The 16,899-nt window shown below is 48.3% G+C and carries 16 protein-coding genes; 4 read left to right on the top strand and 12 right to left on the bottom strand.

What is annotated here, in order from left to right; all coding sequences use genetic code 11:
* Positions 1-102 precede the first annotated feature (102 nt).
* Positions 103-1,014, top strand: coding sequence for an AraC family transcriptional regulator (locus G9U52_RS18405; protein ID WP_166152096.1), 912 nt, complete (start codon positions 103-105; stop codon positions 1,012-1,014).
* A gap of 26 nt (positions 1,015-1,040) precedes the next feature.
* Positions 1,041-1,721, top strand: a complete 681-nt coding sequence (locus G9U52_RS18400) for a pentapeptide repeat-containing protein (protein ID WP_166152095.1) — start codon at positions 1,041-1,043, stop codon at positions 1,719-1,721.
* 85 nt (positions 1,722-1,806) lie between these two features.
* Here G9U52_RS18400 and G9U52_RS18395 read toward each other — a convergent pair whose 3' ends face one another.
* Positions 1,807-2,181: a winged helix-turn-helix transcriptional regulator gene (locus G9U52_RS18395; RefSeq protein WP_166152254.1), complete on the bottom strand. Its 375-nt coding sequence runs from the start codon at positions 2,179-2,181 to the stop codon at positions 1,807-1,809.
* Positions 2,182-2,478: 297 nt separating this feature from the next.
* Here G9U52_RS18395 and G9U52_RS18390 point away from each other — a divergent pair, with 297 nt between their 5' ends.
* Positions 2,479-3,324, top strand: coding sequence for an ion transporter (locus G9U52_RS18390; protein ID WP_166152094.1), 846 nt, complete (start codon positions 2,479-2,481; stop codon positions 3,322-3,324).
* Positions 3,325-3,534: 210 nt separating this feature from the next.
* Here G9U52_RS18390 and G9U52_RS18385 read toward each other — a convergent pair whose 3' ends face one another.
* From G9U52_RS18385 to G9U52_RS18370, 4 genes are all read right to left on the bottom strand, one after another.
* On the bottom strand, positions 3,535-5,034 hold the full coding sequence (locus G9U52_RS18385; protein ID WP_166152093.1) for an IMP dehydrogenase: 1,500 nt from the start codon (positions 5,032-5,034) through the stop codon (positions 3,535-3,537).
* Positions 5,035-5,175: 141 nt separating this feature from the next.
* Positions 5,176-5,844, bottom strand: coding sequence for a thiaminase II (gene tenA / locus G9U52_RS18380; RefSeq protein WP_166152092.1), 669 nt, complete (start codon positions 5,842-5,844; stop codon positions 5,176-5,178).
* Between the two features lie 78 nt (positions 5,845-5,922).
* A complete protein-coding gene (locus tag G9U52_RS18375) occupies positions 5,923-7,218 on the bottom strand; it encodes an acetylornithine deacetylase (protein ID WP_166152091.1) in 1,296 nt (431 codons plus the stop codon).
* A gap of 48 nt (positions 7,219-7,266) precedes the next feature.
* Positions 7,267-7,563 (bottom strand): DUF6509 family protein, encoded by a 297-nt coding sequence (locus tag G9U52_RS18370; protein ID WP_166152090.1) that lies wholly within the window; start codon positions 7,561-7,563, stop codon positions 7,267-7,269.
* A gap of 116 nt (positions 7,564-7,679) precedes the next feature.
* On the opposite strand from G9U52_RS18370, the gene G9U52_RS18365 reads away from it, so the two are divergent.
* Positions 7,680-8,729, top strand: coding sequence for a CapA family protein (locus G9U52_RS18365; RefSeq protein WP_166152089.1), 1,050 nt, complete (start codon positions 7,680-7,682; stop codon positions 8,727-8,729).
* A 7-nt stretch (positions 8,730-8,736) separates the two neighbouring features.
* Here G9U52_RS18365 and G9U52_RS18360 read toward each other — a convergent pair whose 3' ends face one another.
* The 7 genes from G9U52_RS18360 to G9U52_RS18330 form a co-directional block, all read right to left on the bottom strand.
* A complete protein-coding gene (locus tag G9U52_RS18360; RefSeq protein ID WP_166152088.1) occupies positions 8,737-10,101 on the bottom strand; it encodes an MFS transporter in 1,365 nt (454 codons plus the stop codon).
* The gene (locus G9U52_RS18355) at positions 10,101-10,715 is read right to left on the bottom strand and encodes a TetR/AcrR family transcriptional regulator (protein WP_166152087.1); all 615 of its coding nucleotides are present in this window, start codon (positions 10,713-10,715) and stop codon (positions 10,101-10,103) included. The genes G9U52_RS18360 and G9U52_RS18355 overlap by 1 nt, the downstream gene beginning before the upstream one ends.
* 224 nt (positions 10,716-10,939) lie before the next feature.
* Positions 10,940-13,000: an MMPL family transporter gene (locus tag G9U52_RS18350; protein ID WP_243767434.1), complete on the bottom strand. Its 2,061-nt coding sequence runs from the start codon at positions 12,998-13,000 to the stop codon at positions 10,940-10,942.
* Positions 13,001-13,050: 50 nt separating this feature from the next.
* Entirely contained in the window at positions 13,051-14,217 is a 1,167-nt protein-coding gene (locus tag G9U52_RS18345; RefSeq protein WP_166152086.1) for an NAD(P)/FAD-dependent oxidoreductase, read from the bottom strand.
* Between the two features lie 87 nt (positions 14,218-14,304).
* A complete protein-coding gene (locus G9U52_RS18340; protein WP_207953073.1) occupies positions 14,305-14,976 on the bottom strand; it encodes a methyltransferase domain-containing protein in 672 nt (223 codons plus the stop codon).
* A gap of 34 nt (positions 14,977-15,010) precedes the next feature.
* Complete coding sequence (locus G9U52_RS18335) at positions 15,011-16,249, bottom strand: type III polyketide synthase (protein WP_166152084.1); 1,239 nt, start codon at positions 16,247-16,249, stop codon at positions 15,011-15,013.
* Positions 16,250-16,539: 290 nt separating this feature from the next.
* The gene (locus tag G9U52_RS18330; RefSeq protein WP_166152083.1) at positions 16,540-16,863 is read right to left on the bottom strand and encodes an SPW repeat domain-containing protein; all 324 of its coding nucleotides are present in this window, start codon (positions 16,861-16,863) and stop codon (positions 16,540-16,542) included.
* Between the last annotated feature and the right edge of the window lie 36 nt (positions 16,864-16,899).

The raw sequence follows: 16,899 nt of genomic DNA, 5'->3' as shown, positions 1-16,899 counted from the left end.
AAGAAATGATGTCTTACATATAAGTATAATAATATTGATATGCAAGCAGGAATTCTTCTACTATCTTGACGAATACTAACAGTATCCTGATATGTTGGAGGCATGGTTACTATAAATCGCTTTGATACCCTGAAGGAAAACCGGATTCACGGCCACCCGATGTACCCCGTTAGTGTCTACCAGCTGGAATGTGCAGCGGGAGAGCCGATTCTCGAATGCCATTGGCATGAGGAATTAGAATTCATTAAGGTTACCTCCGGCAAAGCGACCTTTCAGGTCGGAGCCGACCGATATGAGGTTAGTGAGGGCCAAGCCATATTTATCCAAAGCGGTGATATCCATGCAGGCTATCCAATAGAGCTTGAAATACCCGTATCCTGCAGCTACGATGCCCTTGTATTCCGTGCCGATTTTTTGGCAAGCTCGATGTACGATGCGGTGCAGGAGCAATTCCTTGATCCTTTGCTGCAGCGCCAACTAGCACCCCCTGTCCATTTGACAGGTGCAGCGGATTGGGAGCAAGCTGTGCTGTCTCTGCTAGGCGAGATCATCCGCAGCAACGTGGAAGCAGCGCCCTTGCACGAATTGACGACCAAGGCACAGCTGTACCTGATCTTCTCCCAGCTATTTGGCCATGCTGCCGGGCAGGCTCCCCATTCGGGAGCTTACGCCAACCGTGAAAAAGCAGGTCGTCTCAAAACGGTGCTGCATTACATCCATGAGCATTACCAGGAGCCGATCCGGTTGAAGGAGCTGGCGATCCAGGCGAATATGAGTGAAGGGCATTTCTGCCGATTTTTCCGTGATATGATGAGAAAAAGCCCGATAGATTACGTAAATCGTTACCGTACCCAGCAAGCTGCCAAGCAGTTGGAGCAAAGCGACCAGCAAATAGCCGCTATCGCTTTGGATGCCGGCTTTGATAATATTAGCTATTTCATTAGTGTGTTCAAGCAGCACACCGGCCATACCCCTTCTTATTATCGCAAAAAAAGACAGCAAGAGCTGCTATGACCAGCCCAAAAGGAGTAACAACCCCTATGAAAACCAATATGAAAAAGGATATTAAAAAAGAGAAAAAAGACGCACCCCTTGAGCCGCCCAAGCTTCCGGTTGATTTGCCCGAGCTTGAGCTTGTTATGGAGCAGCTCCAACATGATGGACAGCTCGAATCGGGAGCGGTCCATGATTATACAGTGGAAGGCTTACAGGTGAGCAAGGCAACCATAGATCGCGTACATTTTCATAATGTGACGTGGATCGAATCCGCTTTAAGGGAGGCCGAGCTAACCGATGTGCTATTTGAGAAATGCGACCTATCCAATGTTGATTTTAATGGCGCCATCCTCCATCGGACTGAATTCAGAAATTGCAAAATGGTTGGATTGGATTTAACGGGTGCCACGATGAGAAATGTGCGGTTTCATCATTGCTCTGGGGATTATGCTACATTCCGGTTTGCTGATATCAAGCAATGCCTATGGGAGGATTGCTCCTTGCGAGGTGCTGATTTCTATAGCTCTACCTTAAACAAGGTGCAAATCCTTGCCTGCAATATTGATAAAGCCCAATTCTCGAGTACCAAGCTTGAGGGCATTGACCTCAGTAATTGTGAATTTGCTGGACTGGGGGTAGGAATAGAGGATTTGCAAGGCTGTATCATTTCACGGGAGCAAGCCTCGGTTTTCGCCGAGTTATTCGGCCTTATTATTAAGGAATAGCCCATTTTCTTATAGCTCTCTAAAAACAAAGCCCCGATCCTTCAAGCGATATCTTCCTTTCGCTTGGAGGTTCGGGGCTTTTAATTTAAGATCCAGAGGTTGTCTCACTAAGCAGCGTCTCACATTCGGGACCAGGAATCGGCGCAGTTGTAGGCAGCCACTCCGTAGCCCAGCTCGCAATAACACTAAATACGGGAGCCAACGCGGCACCTTTATCCGTTAAAGAATATTCAATCCGTACAGGGGTTTCTGGATAGACAGACCGCTGAATCAGCCCTTCAGCCTCAAGCTCCTTCAAGCGTTCAGAGAGAACCTTACCGCTTAAATTCGTTATTGAGCTTTCGATACCCACAAAACGCTTGGGTCCCGATAAAAGCTGGAATAGGATGAATGCTGTCCATCTTTTGCTTAGTATTTCAATGGCTTTCTCAAACCGAGGGCACATTTGCGATTGGTTCACCATCATCACCTCACTTACCTCCATTATATCGCTGTTCCTCATCGGAAACAAGCTAATCAAAAAATACTTAATAACTTCATATAACCGAATATATAATATATCATTTGTTACATAAAGTAAGTTATTTAACAATAAATTTTTACTGACACATACACATAGGTCTATTGCCTCACTTTTCTAATATTTTTCTTTTTCTATAACTTTAGTTACATGTATACTTCATCAAAATCCGATAATATACAAGAAATATCTATATAAATTTATTATAATTAAAACGAAGAGAGGTTCCAACTACCTATGAGTTCAAAACAGCAATTGTCGGGCTTCGCATTATTTGTGCATAGTAAGCGATTCAGTAATTTCATCCTGTTGTGTGTTTTCTTAAATGCTATCGTTATCGGGCTGCAGACCTATCCCTCCATTAATCTTCAATACGAAACTCTTTTTAACAGATTTGATATTATATTTTTGTCGATTTTCACTATAGAGGTTATATTCAAATTAATTGTTAACCGGGCTTCATACTTCAAGGATGGCTGGAACCTATTCGACTTTATTGTCGTTGCCGCTAGTATTGCTTTTATGCAATCCGAATTTGTCAGTGTCCTGCGGATTCTAAGGGTATTGCGGGTACTTAAGACGATATCCTCCATTCGCTCCTTGCGTCGGATCATTACTTCTTTATTCATGGCTGTTCCTACTATTGGAAGCATCTCGTTATTGATGATTATCGTGTTTTACATTTACGGCGTTGTTGGCTCGACCTTTTTCGCAGAATTATCACCTGTATATTTTGGAGATTTATCTGCATCTCTCGTTACGCTATTTCAAATCGCTACCTTCGATGATTGGGCCAACATTTACCGCCCTATTGCTGAAAGCTCACCTTTGTCGCTGATTTATTTCGTTACCTTCATCTTTATTGCCGTTTTCGTTATGCTTAACCTGGTCGTCGGTGAAATTGTTAACAATGCATCGAATATTCCTTCTGATGTTGTAGAGGATATTGCCGAGATCGAACATGACGTACATGACCTGAAAAGTGTGACACTGGAAGTCCAACAGCTAAAAAGCGAAATCATGGAATTGAAGCTGTTAATCTTGGAAACAAGAAGTGATGGGGATAAGCATCAAGCTAGCTGACCCAGAGCCACGAGCCCTATAAGGCTTGCGATATTCCATCATACTTTAGAAAACGGAGCTGCGAACCCGCAAAGCTCCGTTTTTTTCATTCCATTTATTAGGTAGCCACATTACAAGGCGCAGTGAACCTTTTGTACAATAAAAAGCATAAGAAAAGGGCATGCCCTCCTACAATCGTAGAAGAGCATGCCCTTATGGCTATTTCAACACTTATTCTCCAGACAAGCCGCTTTCCTTCAAGATTACATCATGTGCGCCGCCCTCAACCAGGCTTGTTGCCGATACAATCGTAATTCTTGCTTCCCGCTGCAGCTGGGGAATCGTCTTCGAGCCACAGTTGCACATCGTTGATTTGATTTTGCTTGTGGTCTTCTCCATGTTTTCCCGCAGGCTGCCTGCATAAGGCACGTAGGAGTCTACGCCTTCCTCGAACAACAGGCCACTTTTGCCTCCCGAATCATAACGCTCCCAGTTGCGCGCCCGATTCGAGCCTTCGCCCCAAAATTCCTTCACAAAATTGTTGTTAACCTTCAGCTTTCGTGTAGGGCTCTCATCGAATCTGGCAAAATATCTGCCCATCATCACGAAATCGGCGCCCATCGCCAAAGCCAGCGTAATATGATAATCGTGGACGATGCCGCCATCCGAGCAAATCGGCACATAAATCCCGGTCTGCTCATAGTATTCGTCCCGCGCTTCCGTAACCTCGATCAGTGAAGATGCTTGGCCGCGGCCGATCCCTTTTTGCTCACGCGTAATGCAGATCGATCCGCCACCAATCCCGATCTTGACAAAATCCGCACCCGACTCGACCAGGTAAAGGAAGCCCTCACGGTCAACGACATTGCCGGCTCCGATCTTCACGTTAAAGTTCGCCTTTACATATTGAATCGTTTCCCGCTGCCATTCGCTGTAGCCATCTGATGAATCGATAACTAGCACATCGACTCCCGCATCAACAAGCGCTGGCACCCGCTCTTTATAATCCTTCGTATTAATACCAGCCCCGACAATGTAGCTTTTATTGGCATCCAAAAGCTCATTCGGATATTCCTTATGGGCTTCATAGTCTTTGCGGAAAACCAAATATTCCAGGTTCTGCTCCTCATCCACAATTGGCAAACAATTGATCTTATGCTCCCAGATCAGGTCATTCGCTTCCGACAGCGTAATCCCCTGCTTGCCATAAATAAGCGAGGCGAACGGCGTCATAAACTGGCTGATCGGCTTATCCAGAGCATCGCGGCTGATTCGGTAATCGCTGCCCTTCACAATGCCTAGCAGCTTGCCCTTCGCTGTTCCATCGCCTGTAACTGCCAAAGTGGAATGCCCTGTCTTCTCCTTCAGCTCCAATACATCCTTCAACGTATGCTCAGGAGTCAGGTTAGAGCGGCTAATAACAAAGCCGGCCTTGTACGCTTTTACCTTACGGACCATTTCCGCTTCCTCTTTAATCGGCTGCGAGCCAAAAATAAAGGAAATCCCGCCACTTCGTGCTAATGCCACTGCCATATGATGATCGGATACCGCCTGCATTACTGCGGATGCAAACGGAATATTCAGCGATAATTCCGGATTTTCACCCCGCTTGAATTTGACTAACGGTGTTTTCAGACTCACATTATCCGGTGTACAGTCCTTGGTAGATAAGTTCGGGATCAATAAATACTCAGTAAACGTCCGTGAAGGCTCCGTGTAGTACTTGGCCACTTTGTTCTCACTCCTCATAATAGGTTTATTTTCAGATAAATTTTTACAATCTTATCATTTAACCGCCTATGCGGTCAATCTATTTTTTCTGGAGAGCCCTAACAAGAACAATAAGGGCTGGATGACGGTTGCCCATAAGACCTAAGCCGGCCACAATTCTTTACGGTAAGCCATCTCCCAGAACATAGTTTCATATCGCGTCGTGTTGAGGAAGATCGTCTCCAGCTTGTCCAGCTCTGCTTGCTGCTTGCCCTCCGCCAATTGGTCAAATAAATCAAGGCACCACCGGGCCAGGTCGCCAAACTCCTCAGAGCTGTACATGCGTACCCACTCGCCGTAATACGCATGCTCGGATGCCCCCGGGATTTGGCTTAGCTCCTTGCCGATCTCCCAATAGCTCCACATACACGGAAGCAAGGCGGCAACCAGGTCCGCCAATGATCCATTTTGCGCAGCATGCAGCATATAATGGGTATAAGCCAACGTAATGGGTGAACGCTCCGCTTGCTCCAGCTCCTCCAGAGAAATCCCAAAACGTGCCGCATAAGCCCGATGCAGCGCCATCTCCTCATTCATCGTGGAATCTAGCAATGCAGCGAATTTACCCATCGTCTCGACACTATCCGCTTTAATAGCCCCTAATGCAAACAGCTTCGCGTAATCAATCAAATACAAATAGTCCTGAATCATATAGAAGCGAAATTTCTCTACATCCAGCGTACCGTGTCCCAATTCCTGGACAAACGGGTGCGTAATATTTTTGCGCCATATGGGCTGAAGCTTCTCATACAAATGGGCTGAAAATCCCATCACAAACACTCCTTTTTTCGTGTATACGTAAAGGTATATGATGCATATGTAGGCCACTGATCTTACTTGTAAGCCCATTTAATCCGGCTGCTTCCTCGTATGTCCCCACTCATAAATAAACTGGAGCAGCACCTTCGTGAAATCGACCACTTGCCGAATCGATACCTGCTCGTTCACTGCATGGGCATTATTCAAATCGCCCGGTCCATAAATGGCAGCGGGAATGCCTGCATCGCCGAACCAGCCGCCATCCGTCACCGTAGGCGACACGTCAACAATGGCTGGCTCGTTATGTATACTCGCATGGGCACCCATCAGCGTCTGGATAGCAGGATGCAGCGGATCGACTTCAAGAGCGGGGAAAATTTCGCCGCGGTCTTCAATCATCGATGACCCGCCCCATGTGAAAATGGGAGGATTCTCCCTCAGCCATACATCCCCTGCAGCGACAAAGCTGATGTGCTCCTCAATTTCCTTGGCTACCTGTTCATGGGTTTCATTCGGATAGAAATGCACCGTAATCCACAGCCGGCACTCATCTGCGATAAAAGCGGCATGCCTGCCCCCTTCAATAACCGCAGGATTGATCGTATTCGTACCAGGCGCACAGCCCGGGTAGCTTTTCAGCACAGCCCAATGGCGCTCCAGATCCTGGAGCCCTTGGATTACCTTCATCATCTTCTCGATCGTATTCGCGCCAAACAGCTTGCCTCCGGCATGAATCATGCTTTTGCGGGTCGCATCGTGGAAGGTTTGCTTACTCTTCAGTGTGATCCAACCAGTGATGACGCCGCCTTGCCCTTGGATGTGCAAATCACTGGTGTCCACGACAACGGCGAAATCTGCCGTATACCCGCGTTTGCAGCATTCAAGCGTCCCTGCCTCGCCCACTTCCTCGCCAATGACCGACTGCACGGTGAGGTCGCCCGGCAGCTGTATCCCCGCCTCGTGAAGCAACTTAACGGCAAATAAGGCACCGGCTAAACCCGCTTTCATATCGGCAGCACCACGCCCTGTAATGACGCCATCCCTCACAATCGGGCTGAAGGGAGAGGTCTCCCAAGCCTCATCAGGGCTTACTTCTGCCACATCCACATGGCCGTTAATAATCAGGCTTTTATATTCCTCAGGCGCACTGCCCCTAAGTACACCCACAACATTGGGATCACCCGGATAGATGTCCCACTTGTCGATGTCAAAGCCCTGCTCTGCTAAGAAAGCAGCAATAAAAGCCTGCGCATCCTCGGTGTTTCGGGCTGGAGGCGAAGGGGTCGGGAACCGGATCAATCGCTCTACCAGCTCAATTAACTCACCTTGCCGCTGCTCCACTTGCTGAAGAAGTCCATGTAGCTGCGTCCCAGTCCCTGTTTTCATTAAGCCTACTCCTTTCTTACTCACACTCACAAGCCAGCTTCTTCTTGTTTATTTCGTTGCTTCCGCCAAATTATCCTTACAAAAGGCTTCAATAACAGCCTGTTCATCGTCTTCGAGTTCAAAATCCACATATTTATCATTCGTTTTCTCGAATATTTCGTAGCGTACCATACCTTCCTTGTTTTCCTCTACCACATAAATTACCCTTACATACAACCCATTGTCCGAATGCAGCTCGTCATCCTCAGCTACCTCAATATCCAGCATCCATTCATAACGCTTGCCTGTTAAAATGCCAAATGGGTCTTTAATTAATTCCACGCTGTATCCAGTAATTGTTAGCATACTACCACCCTTTCCAAATCTCTGTTCCTTATTATACTACATATATAGTTTCCATGACGGCACCCGCCCACACTATGCAACGAACAAACGAATAGCATAGAAAAGGAGGTGCTCCGATGCAAGAAATTACAATAGCTGCTGTTGGCGATATTTTGATCAATGGGGCTATATCCATGTCCGTTAAAAATAAAGGCACCAACCTATATAATTTCGATTCTATCTTTGAAAGTGTTGCCCCCTATTTACAAGCTGCTGACCTGACCATCGGGAATTTGGAGGTTCCTCTGATGGGGGATACCCCTTTTATAAAAAAAAAGAACCCCCTCACGGGTTATCCCATATTTAATGCTCCCGAGCCGTTGGCTTCTGCTTTAAAACGAAATGGCTTTGATGTTATCATAACTGCTAATAACCATTGCCTGGACCAGGGAGTAGATGGCATGCTGAAGACACTCCAAGTGCTGGATGATAATGATCTTGCCCACACCGGGACCAACGCATCGCTCAGCCAATCCAGAAACCATCTTATTAAAGACGTAAAAGGGATCAAGGTCGGCATTCTCGCTTACACGAAATCTACCAATCGGATACCTATTCCTAAACATATGCCATTTGCAGTCAATCTGCTTAACCTGCAGCAAATAAAAAGAGATTTACAAGAGATCAAGCACAAAACCGACCTCAATATCGTCTACCTTCATTTTGGCAAGGAATACCATCAAAAGCCAAGCTTGCAGCAAAAAAAGCTGGTAAATAGCCTGCTCCTACATGGTGCTGATATTATTCTTGGCTCTCACCCTCATGTGCTGCAGCCCTTGCTCCGTAAAAGCCCCCAACAGCTTGCTATTTACTCACTGGGTAACTTTGTGTCGATTCGTTTAAAAAATAATCCTTATACAAATAATGGGTTAATCCTCCAGTTGACTATACAGAAAAATGGCTCCCAGACCCTAATAAGCGACATCGACGGGCTCCCTACCTGGACCTACCGCAAATTCCAAAAGGGTAAGGCGACTTACCGGGTTCTTCCCAATATCCCCTGGGCATGGATCCAAAGCTCACTTCCGCAGATATCACCAAAGCAGCGGGCTTTGATGGAGCGTATGCAGGCTTATACGTTATCTTTTTTGCAAGCCGATTCCTTACAAAAAAAACAAAAGAGTTGAGAACAGGCTACGAGGCTTTCTGAGCTCTAAATTCATAAACCATATACATGGCGATAAGCACCACATAAGTCAAGCTGGATAAACGAAACATCATTCCGTAGCCGGTCATTCCAGCGATAATCCCAAGCAAGATCGCGCCGGATGCGATACCAATGTCAAACAAATTATAAAAGGTTGCCGTAGCTGAACCACGGCTCTCGGGATCAACCCGCGTAATCACCCAAGCTTGTAGTGCAGGAAACATCGCTCCAAAGCCTAAACCAAAAAAAGCAGCAGCTACCAGCATCGTCACCATAGAGCCTGCATAGGACAAAATGATAGTCGCAATACAGGTCAGGATAGCGGATGGAAAGATCACCCAGAACGGACCTTTGGTGTCAAAAATTCGCCCGGATACCAAGCGCACCAATACCTCAAAAAGCGAAACAACAAGGAAAAAATAGCCGATGTTCGCTATTCCCACTTCTTTGCCGAACAGCGTGATAAAGCTAAGGATGCCACCAAACCCGAAGCCGGCCATCATCCCCAGCAATGAAGGAAACAATGCCTTTCGTTCAACTAATCGCGAAGACCAAGAGATTGCAGTCTTATCCTTTAACTGTGATGAAAGCATCGCCTGTTCTGGAGCTTTACTGTCTAGCTCCCTCACTTGAATGGGTTCGGAACTATGCTCTATAGCTGGCTCTATTACAACGGCTCCATGAGCAATCGCCGTAAACGCCGAGTCTGCTTCCGCTATATCAGGCATGCGAGATGCCGGACGGTGCGCTGTGGCCTTCACGATCAAATTAAAGATGCAGGCCAGACTTAGGATGCTCCCTGAAACCATGATGAGCGTTTGGTAGCCCAAGCTTTCCATAATAATAACGCCAAAAAAGGGACCTATCGAGATGGCTATCGTATTCGCCAGCCCAAAGTAGCCCATTCCTTCGCCCATTCTTGAAGGTGGAACCATATCCGAAGCCATCGTCCCATACAAGGTCGTAGCAATACCGAAGCCGAAGCCGTGCAGCAAGCGAATGATGAGAAGCCCTGTCACCGATATTGCTGCATAATAAAAACCGGTAGCTACCAAGCAAAGGACGCCGCCAATTATAAGCAGCAGCTTTTTACCGTAGGTATCCGCTGCATAGCCGGAGACCGGGCGAATCAACACTGCCGTGAGCGTAAAACAGCCCATTACGATGCCGATTTCCGATGTGCTTCCACCGATTTGTGCCACATACAGTGGCAGAGCAGGCAGCAGCATTTCAAAAGCGAGAAACAAGAACAAGCAGGACAAGCCCAGCAGTACAAAATCCTTCGTCCACAGCTTTTCTTTCCGCTTTGCTTCTTGTTCTTCCAGCTTCCCTACTTGTTCCTTGCTACTCATCAATCTACCTGCTTTCGTTCGGCATGCCGGGAAGGCTGAACAGCTTGAATCTGGATACCATACCAGAAAATATCCCAGGAGGCCTCGAGCCGTCCATCAAATCGGGAGGTTCCCCCGTAGATAAGCTCGACCAGCATCCCCTCCAGCAAATTCATATAAGCCTCTGTCGCTTGCCGGGCATCCACACGCATCGCCGGATGATCCGGACGGCTGAATAGATGGTATACCGCAGTACGCTTATGGCTTATATAGGCAGCTATCATGCTGCCAATCGGCTTTTCCAACTGGGGTGGAAATATAAAGCCTGCATACATGATCAAACGCAAAGTAGGAATATCAGCGTACCGATCTTTATATTGCCTAATTAAATGCAGCAGCATATCCTCTAAAGCTAGCTCCGCTTGAGCTTGGAACAGCTGGTCTAAAAATTCAATTTCCGTGTTCACCGAGCTTTTGAATACATGCAAAAAAAATTGCTCTTTATTTTTAAAGTGGCCGTAGATGGACTGTTTCTTAATGCCCACCTCTCTGGCAATCGTTTCTAGGGTCGCGCCCTCATAGCCACGTAAAGCAAATTGCTTTAGAGCTATATCGTGAAGCTGGTTGATTGTCATTCAGTTACCTCCCATAAACTTACGAACGTTCGTCAGTCTTATGGTAGGGTTTTTTAGGGCGCTTGACAATCTTTATTTCGATTATACTCTGGGCTCCCCGTCATTAGAGGAGCCGGCTGCATCACTTACCCGGTGCTTGGCTCCGCCTTTTCACAATAGCCCAGACCCTTCATCACATAAGCGGAGGTTTATAAAAAGAGATCAACCGTCTGTCAAGAGAGAGATTAGAGTCTGCGAGGTGCCCACCAATTCCATTTACCAAGCAGTTTCATCAAGGCTGGCACCATCACCATCCTGATGATAGTTGCGTCAATAAAGATCGCAGCGGCGATACCAACCCCTAACTGCTTAACCCCCACCACCTCCCCGAACGCAAAAGGTGCTGTAACAGCAATCATAATGGCTGCCGCTGAGGTAATGATTCGACTTGTTGCAGCCAATCCGATTAATACCGCCTGGTCATTATCTCCGGTCTGCTTATACACCTCGAAAATACGCGATACCAGAAACACCCCGTAATCCATGCTGATCCCAAAGGCGAGCCCACCTATAAACACAGGGATCATAATGGCAATACTGCCTGGCTCCATCCCCAAATGCCCCTCTTGGAAGATCCATACCAGGATACCGAAGGCGGCGCCTAAGCTTAGTAGATTCATCAGAATTGTTTTTAACGGGATCAAGATGGAGCGAAAGGCGATCGACAAAACGACAAAATTCGAGATTATTACGAACAGAAGCACCTTATGAAGATTCTCGAAGATAGCATCGAACACCTCCTGCTCGTACTTGGCTTCTCCACCTAACAGCAGGCTGAGCCCTGTGGTCGCACCCTCCTGCTCCCATCGCCTGACCCAGTCCATCGTTTGCTCCGATGCCGGGCTTCCTTTTATAGTCGCGTGAATGAGCATATGGTTACCTTTAACAAAGCGTTGGAGCATCGGCTCAGTAATTGTAGGGGATACAGCGAATATAGAATCTACCCGTATTGCGTCGGGGTCGGCTTTTAGCTTTTGAGTGAGCGTATAAGCTCTCATCCAATCGCCTTGGCTCCAAGCATCCGTTTTTCCCCGGACAATGATAAAAACCTCTGAAGTCTCCGGGGCAACGAAGTGAGTTTGATAAATCTCATAAGCTTGGCGGGATTCATAGCCCTGAGGCAAGGATGCCGCATCGGGAATAGCCAGCTTCATGTTGCTTAATGGCAGAAAGCAGCCGATTAACAGCAGCGAAGCTACTATTAGCAGCCGCGCGGGTCTTTTCATCACATAAAGGGACATCGCATACCAGATGGTTGGAGGTTGAGCGGGCATAGTGGAATATCTTAGATAGGTCGTTAACGGTTGAATGACAGATCCTACCTTAGCCAAGAGGGCAGGAAGTAAAGTAAACGTTAGTAGCACAGAAATGGCTACTACCGTCATCGCTCCCACAGCAATGCTAGTAAAGATTGGCAGCGGAATGAGCAAAATTCCCATCAGGCCCAGAAACACGCTGGCAGCAGAAAATAAGACCGCCCTCCCGGCTGTACTCATCGTTGTCATTAATGCGAATACCGGATTTACTGTAGGCCTTTCGCGTTCCTCGCGGAATCGGCTGACAACCATCAAAGCAAAATCTATACTTAGAGCCAGCCCTACCATAGGGATGACGTTTAATACGAAGTTGGATAGCTCCATAGCTGTGCCAATCCCATACATAATCCCCATAGTAACGGTAACCCCCACAATGCCGATGGCAACGGGAATTAGAGCGGCAATTATGCCTCGAAAAACAAACCATAAAATCAGGAAGGCTGCTGGTAGACCGATCAACTCGGCTTGCTTCAAATCATGCTGGCTAGCTTGATTCACATCCGCCTGCACTACGGATTTCCCTGTCATCGTTACCTTCATATTTAGTTGACTAGGCAGACGTCTATGAATATCTTCAAGCACGGGCTTCATTTCATAGCCTTGAAGGCGGAAGGCAAGCAGGGCGTAGGCGTAATTCCCCTCAAGCATATCCTGCTTATCCAGAGGTGAGACCACTTGGCTCAAAGCTTCGATTCCTTGCAGCTGAAGCAAGCATTGCTGAATGAAACGCTGGAATTGCTCCGTGGATACAGATCGCTGCTTCTCAAAAACAAGAACAACCGGATCCGCCGGGATATAGAAATCAGTAGCGAGGATCTGCTGGACTTTGACGTAGGCACCGTCTGCAAGTAAGCCATGGTCCTTCAGCACGGTAGGCAGCTTAGAGGCGTACAACCCAAAAAAGATCAAGAAAAATAACCACAATACCATCGTTATTGTGGAATACCTCCAACAGAGCAAGGCAAGCTTGTTGACCCAGCTCATGGCTTGAGCCGGGTGGCTTGCACCATTGCTGATGCTAACCAAGGCGCAAGCTGCGCAATGCCCGGCAGAAGCCGCGGCAATAACGGCATGCCAACTAAGCGGTGAAGAAACCGACCCCACCGTAAGGGGCTGTAGAATTCCCGCTGGATCGACTCCGTATATTCATGCTGCCAGCGGGCTTGCGAAATTTCTCCGCGCAAATAGCTATGGGCATAGGCCGCACAGCACGCCGCCGAACGCAGCGCTATCGACATGCCATCCCCGCAGAGCGGTGGGATCATCAGTGCGGCATCGCCTACAAGGGGAACCATGTCCCAGGCTACTGGCTTGCGGTCCAGATCCACCGGAGCTACGGCAGCTTGGGTGCCGTGGACTGGAATGGCATGCGACAACTTCTGGTACAGCTTAGGATTCCTGCTGGCGGCAGCGCCAATCATTCCCAGGACCGTTTTATCCCCGTTCTGTTTGTGATCATGGGAAGCTCTTCTTGTCATTAATGCCGCCACATTGACCACTCCATCTTCAATGGGAGAAATGCCCAAGTAGCCGCCCGGAAAAACATACAGCTCAATAACCGGCTCCATGGCGATCCCTTGAAAGTGCGACTTCACCCCTATATACGTATTCCTTACGGAGTTTATAGATCGGTAGCCGGGCAGCCCCGCACGGCGATTGGCTCCCCATGCCGCTATGACAGCCTGAGCTCTAATCAGCTTTTGCTCCCCGCCATACTTCGCCTCAATCGTGTAGCCCCCATCCTTCGGATACACAGATGTGACCGTTGTCGCCGTCTGCAATTGGACACCTGACTTTAGCGCCACGTTATGGAAAGCACTATCCAGCACATATCGGCTTACTCCGTAAGCGTCACCAGGCAAGGGGATTTCTATAGTTCCCCCATCACTGAAAATCACACGGACGCCGCTGATCATCTGCGGATGAAGCGATTCGACAGCCCCAAGCAAACCAAGCTTACCTAGTGTGCTTTGTGATTCCGGAGAAAGAAATTCTCCGCAAACCTTATGCCGCGGGAACTGGTGCTGGTCAATCAGCACCGTATCCCAGCCTCCATCCGCCAAAGCCTTGGCCAGGCTGCTGCCAGCAACCCCTGCGCCCAGCACCGCTACATCCACATTGGCTATACCTTGGATAAGATTCGTCATAGCCCTTGTCAACTCCACCCGGTTAGTTGCCTACATGACCTTGCCGATAACAGGCTTATGCCGTTTCTGCGCTAGCATGGCTCGTTTTTAGATACTTTTTTTACGGATGACAACTACGTATCGAAATAGCGGCCTCCAAGCATAGTACATAGTAGGCATATCCAATGCTTTTCTAAGCTGGTTCCAATCGGCTGCGCGAAAGCCTTTTGCCACAGACAGCGGCCCATCATGCACGATATAGCGGTTAGCGGAGACCACTCGCGCCACCAGCCACACCGCAGCCCAAGCCATCCAATGCCGATGGATATCATTGACTACAACGCCTGCGCGGGACGCGTTTAGCATGCTCGTGACTACCCTCGGTAGCTCACCATCCGCAAAATGATGAATAAATTGCGTTCCGGTAACTACATCCGCACACGCCTCAGGCAGTAAAAACAAGTCCTGCCTAACCACCCGAACCCGCGGTTCGTTATGGAAAAACAGTCTCGCCTCCTCGCAGGCTTCTTCTGTAATGTCGACCAACGTGATCAACAAATCGATCCCGTTCGCATCCGCCCAGCGCAGGAGCTGCCGATTCACATCGCCGGAGCCGGAGCCGATATCTAGAACCGTGAAGCGGCGGGGCTTGTCCGCTTCCTTCCATAACCGCTTTACTCCATAAAGCGTTGGTGCAGCAGCGGCAAAAACCCGGTTCAGCAGGCGAAGCTTCTGCAGCGCTTCTCGAAGCTCCGCCCCGCCTGCTGACCTATCGTCCATCAACTCAGGCTCAGCCGCCCTCTGCCTCAGTGGTTTAAACAAGGGCGGCACCTGAGTGCTGTTCCAGAGCCTTACCAACCAGTGCCTTAATGGACGGGAGATAAGTGAGCTGGATCATCTCGGCAGTAAGGCCGGGGCCAAATGCCAAGGCTATGCCCTCCACCGGCTGAGCCTGATCAGCCCGTTCAGATAGTGGGGCTGAGCTATCCAGGCTCACTGGCGGACTCACCCGAGCAGACCCGGTCAGCCCGCTCCTCATTTCGTCCAGCACGAAGAGTAACGTGGCCGACGAAACATTGCCATAGTCGCGAAGCACAGTTCGGCTAGGCTGGGTCTGTGCATCCTCAAGCCCAAACACCTCTTGCAGGGTATCAATAATCCCCTTGCCTCCAGGATGAATCGCCCACAGCTCCGGCTTCGCCGCCCCGCTCAATAAGCGACCTACCTCTGCCGGAATAAAGCTGCCAAGCAGCTTGGGAATATTCGGAGAAAGATACAGGTCAAAGCCATAATCCCCTACTTCCCACACCATCTCTGAGCTTGAGCAAGGGAGCAGCACAGAGTGGTCATTGCCCAGCTGAAACATATGCTTATGGTGAGGTTCAGCGGCTCCAACGACACATGCAGAAGCCCCATCTCCAAAAAAAGAAGTAGCAAATAGCGCCTCCCGCTTGCTGGAGGGCTGAATATGTAGCGTACACAGCTCCACGCATACGATTAATACCTTGGCTGACGGCCTGGCCGCTACGATTTGCCGGGATAATATAATCGCCTTTAGTCCGGCAGCACAACCCAAAAAGTTAAGGGGAATCCGATTCACCGTGGCAGCCAGTCCAAGTTGTTCCGTCAAGACGGCATCAAGTCCCGGAAGAAATTGCCCTGTACAGCTGACCGTGACAAGATGGGTGATCTCTGAAGCAACTGCTTCACAGTCTTTCAAAGCTTTGCTAGCTGCGGCTAGCCCTAATGGAACAACTTCCCTTTTATACGTTCTCATACGCTCGGCTGTGGAAGGAGCACTTGAAGGAGCAGCCTCGTGAGTGGTATGTGGAAAATAACGGCATTGACCAGCGGCCTCCAGCAAATTAGGCTCACAGGTATAACGGGTTTCGACGCCGCATTGCTTGAAAATCCGCTTCGCCCAGCGTGCGGAATTCGAGCTGTCCCCCAACGCTTCCGCCAATCTTTGTGCGGTATCCGCTTGGTTGATCCGATAAGCAGGCACAGCTGTGCCTATACCTAGGATCGCAATAAGTGGATCTGTTTGTTCCATTTAGTTACCTCCATCCCCTCGTGCAGGGTTCGCACATTACCTAAAGCCTTTGGCAAGAAACGGACTATTTAAACTACTTGCTGAAACTCGGACATGTCTCCTGCTTTATCCATATGTATTCTTTATCTTCCGAAAAAATACCTACAGGAGAACACGCCTCTTTGGAGTTCACGGTCTCAACTACCTATCTGGCCTCAACTAACTTCGCCTCTACCCAAGGAACCAGAGAGAGACGAGGCGTGATTGCTGCGTCCTCTTTTCTTTTTTTGTCGTCAAGACCAGATTGGGATTTAGGATTGCAAGGTACTATCCATATTCCATAAATTAAGGCAAACGGTACATATCCCCAGTACCCCTATCGTCCAAGTTGCACTAAAGCTTAAAGAGAAGCTTATTGAAAATATGGCGAACCATATGCCCGTTAACAGCGATACCCAATTTTCCAACACATTGAAGCTTGATTTTTTAAGAGCCAAGCATGAGGCAACTGACTGGACAACTCCGAATAGGGCACTTGTGAAGACAATCGCAGAATCATTAGATAAACCAAGTACCCAAGGTGCAAAAATAAACCATATGCCAAAAGCTGAGGCTATCAGATTTCTTGTTCTCACAATGGCACCTCCAAGAAAGTTAATTTCTTAATAATT

This window comes from Paenibacillus agricola (assembly GCF_011440305.1).
GTDB classification, from domain to species: Bacteria; Bacillota; Bacilli; order Paenibacillales; family NBRC-103111; genus Paenibacillus_S; species Paenibacillus_S agricola.
This window is presented reverse-complemented; position numbering and strand designations above follow the sequence as displayed.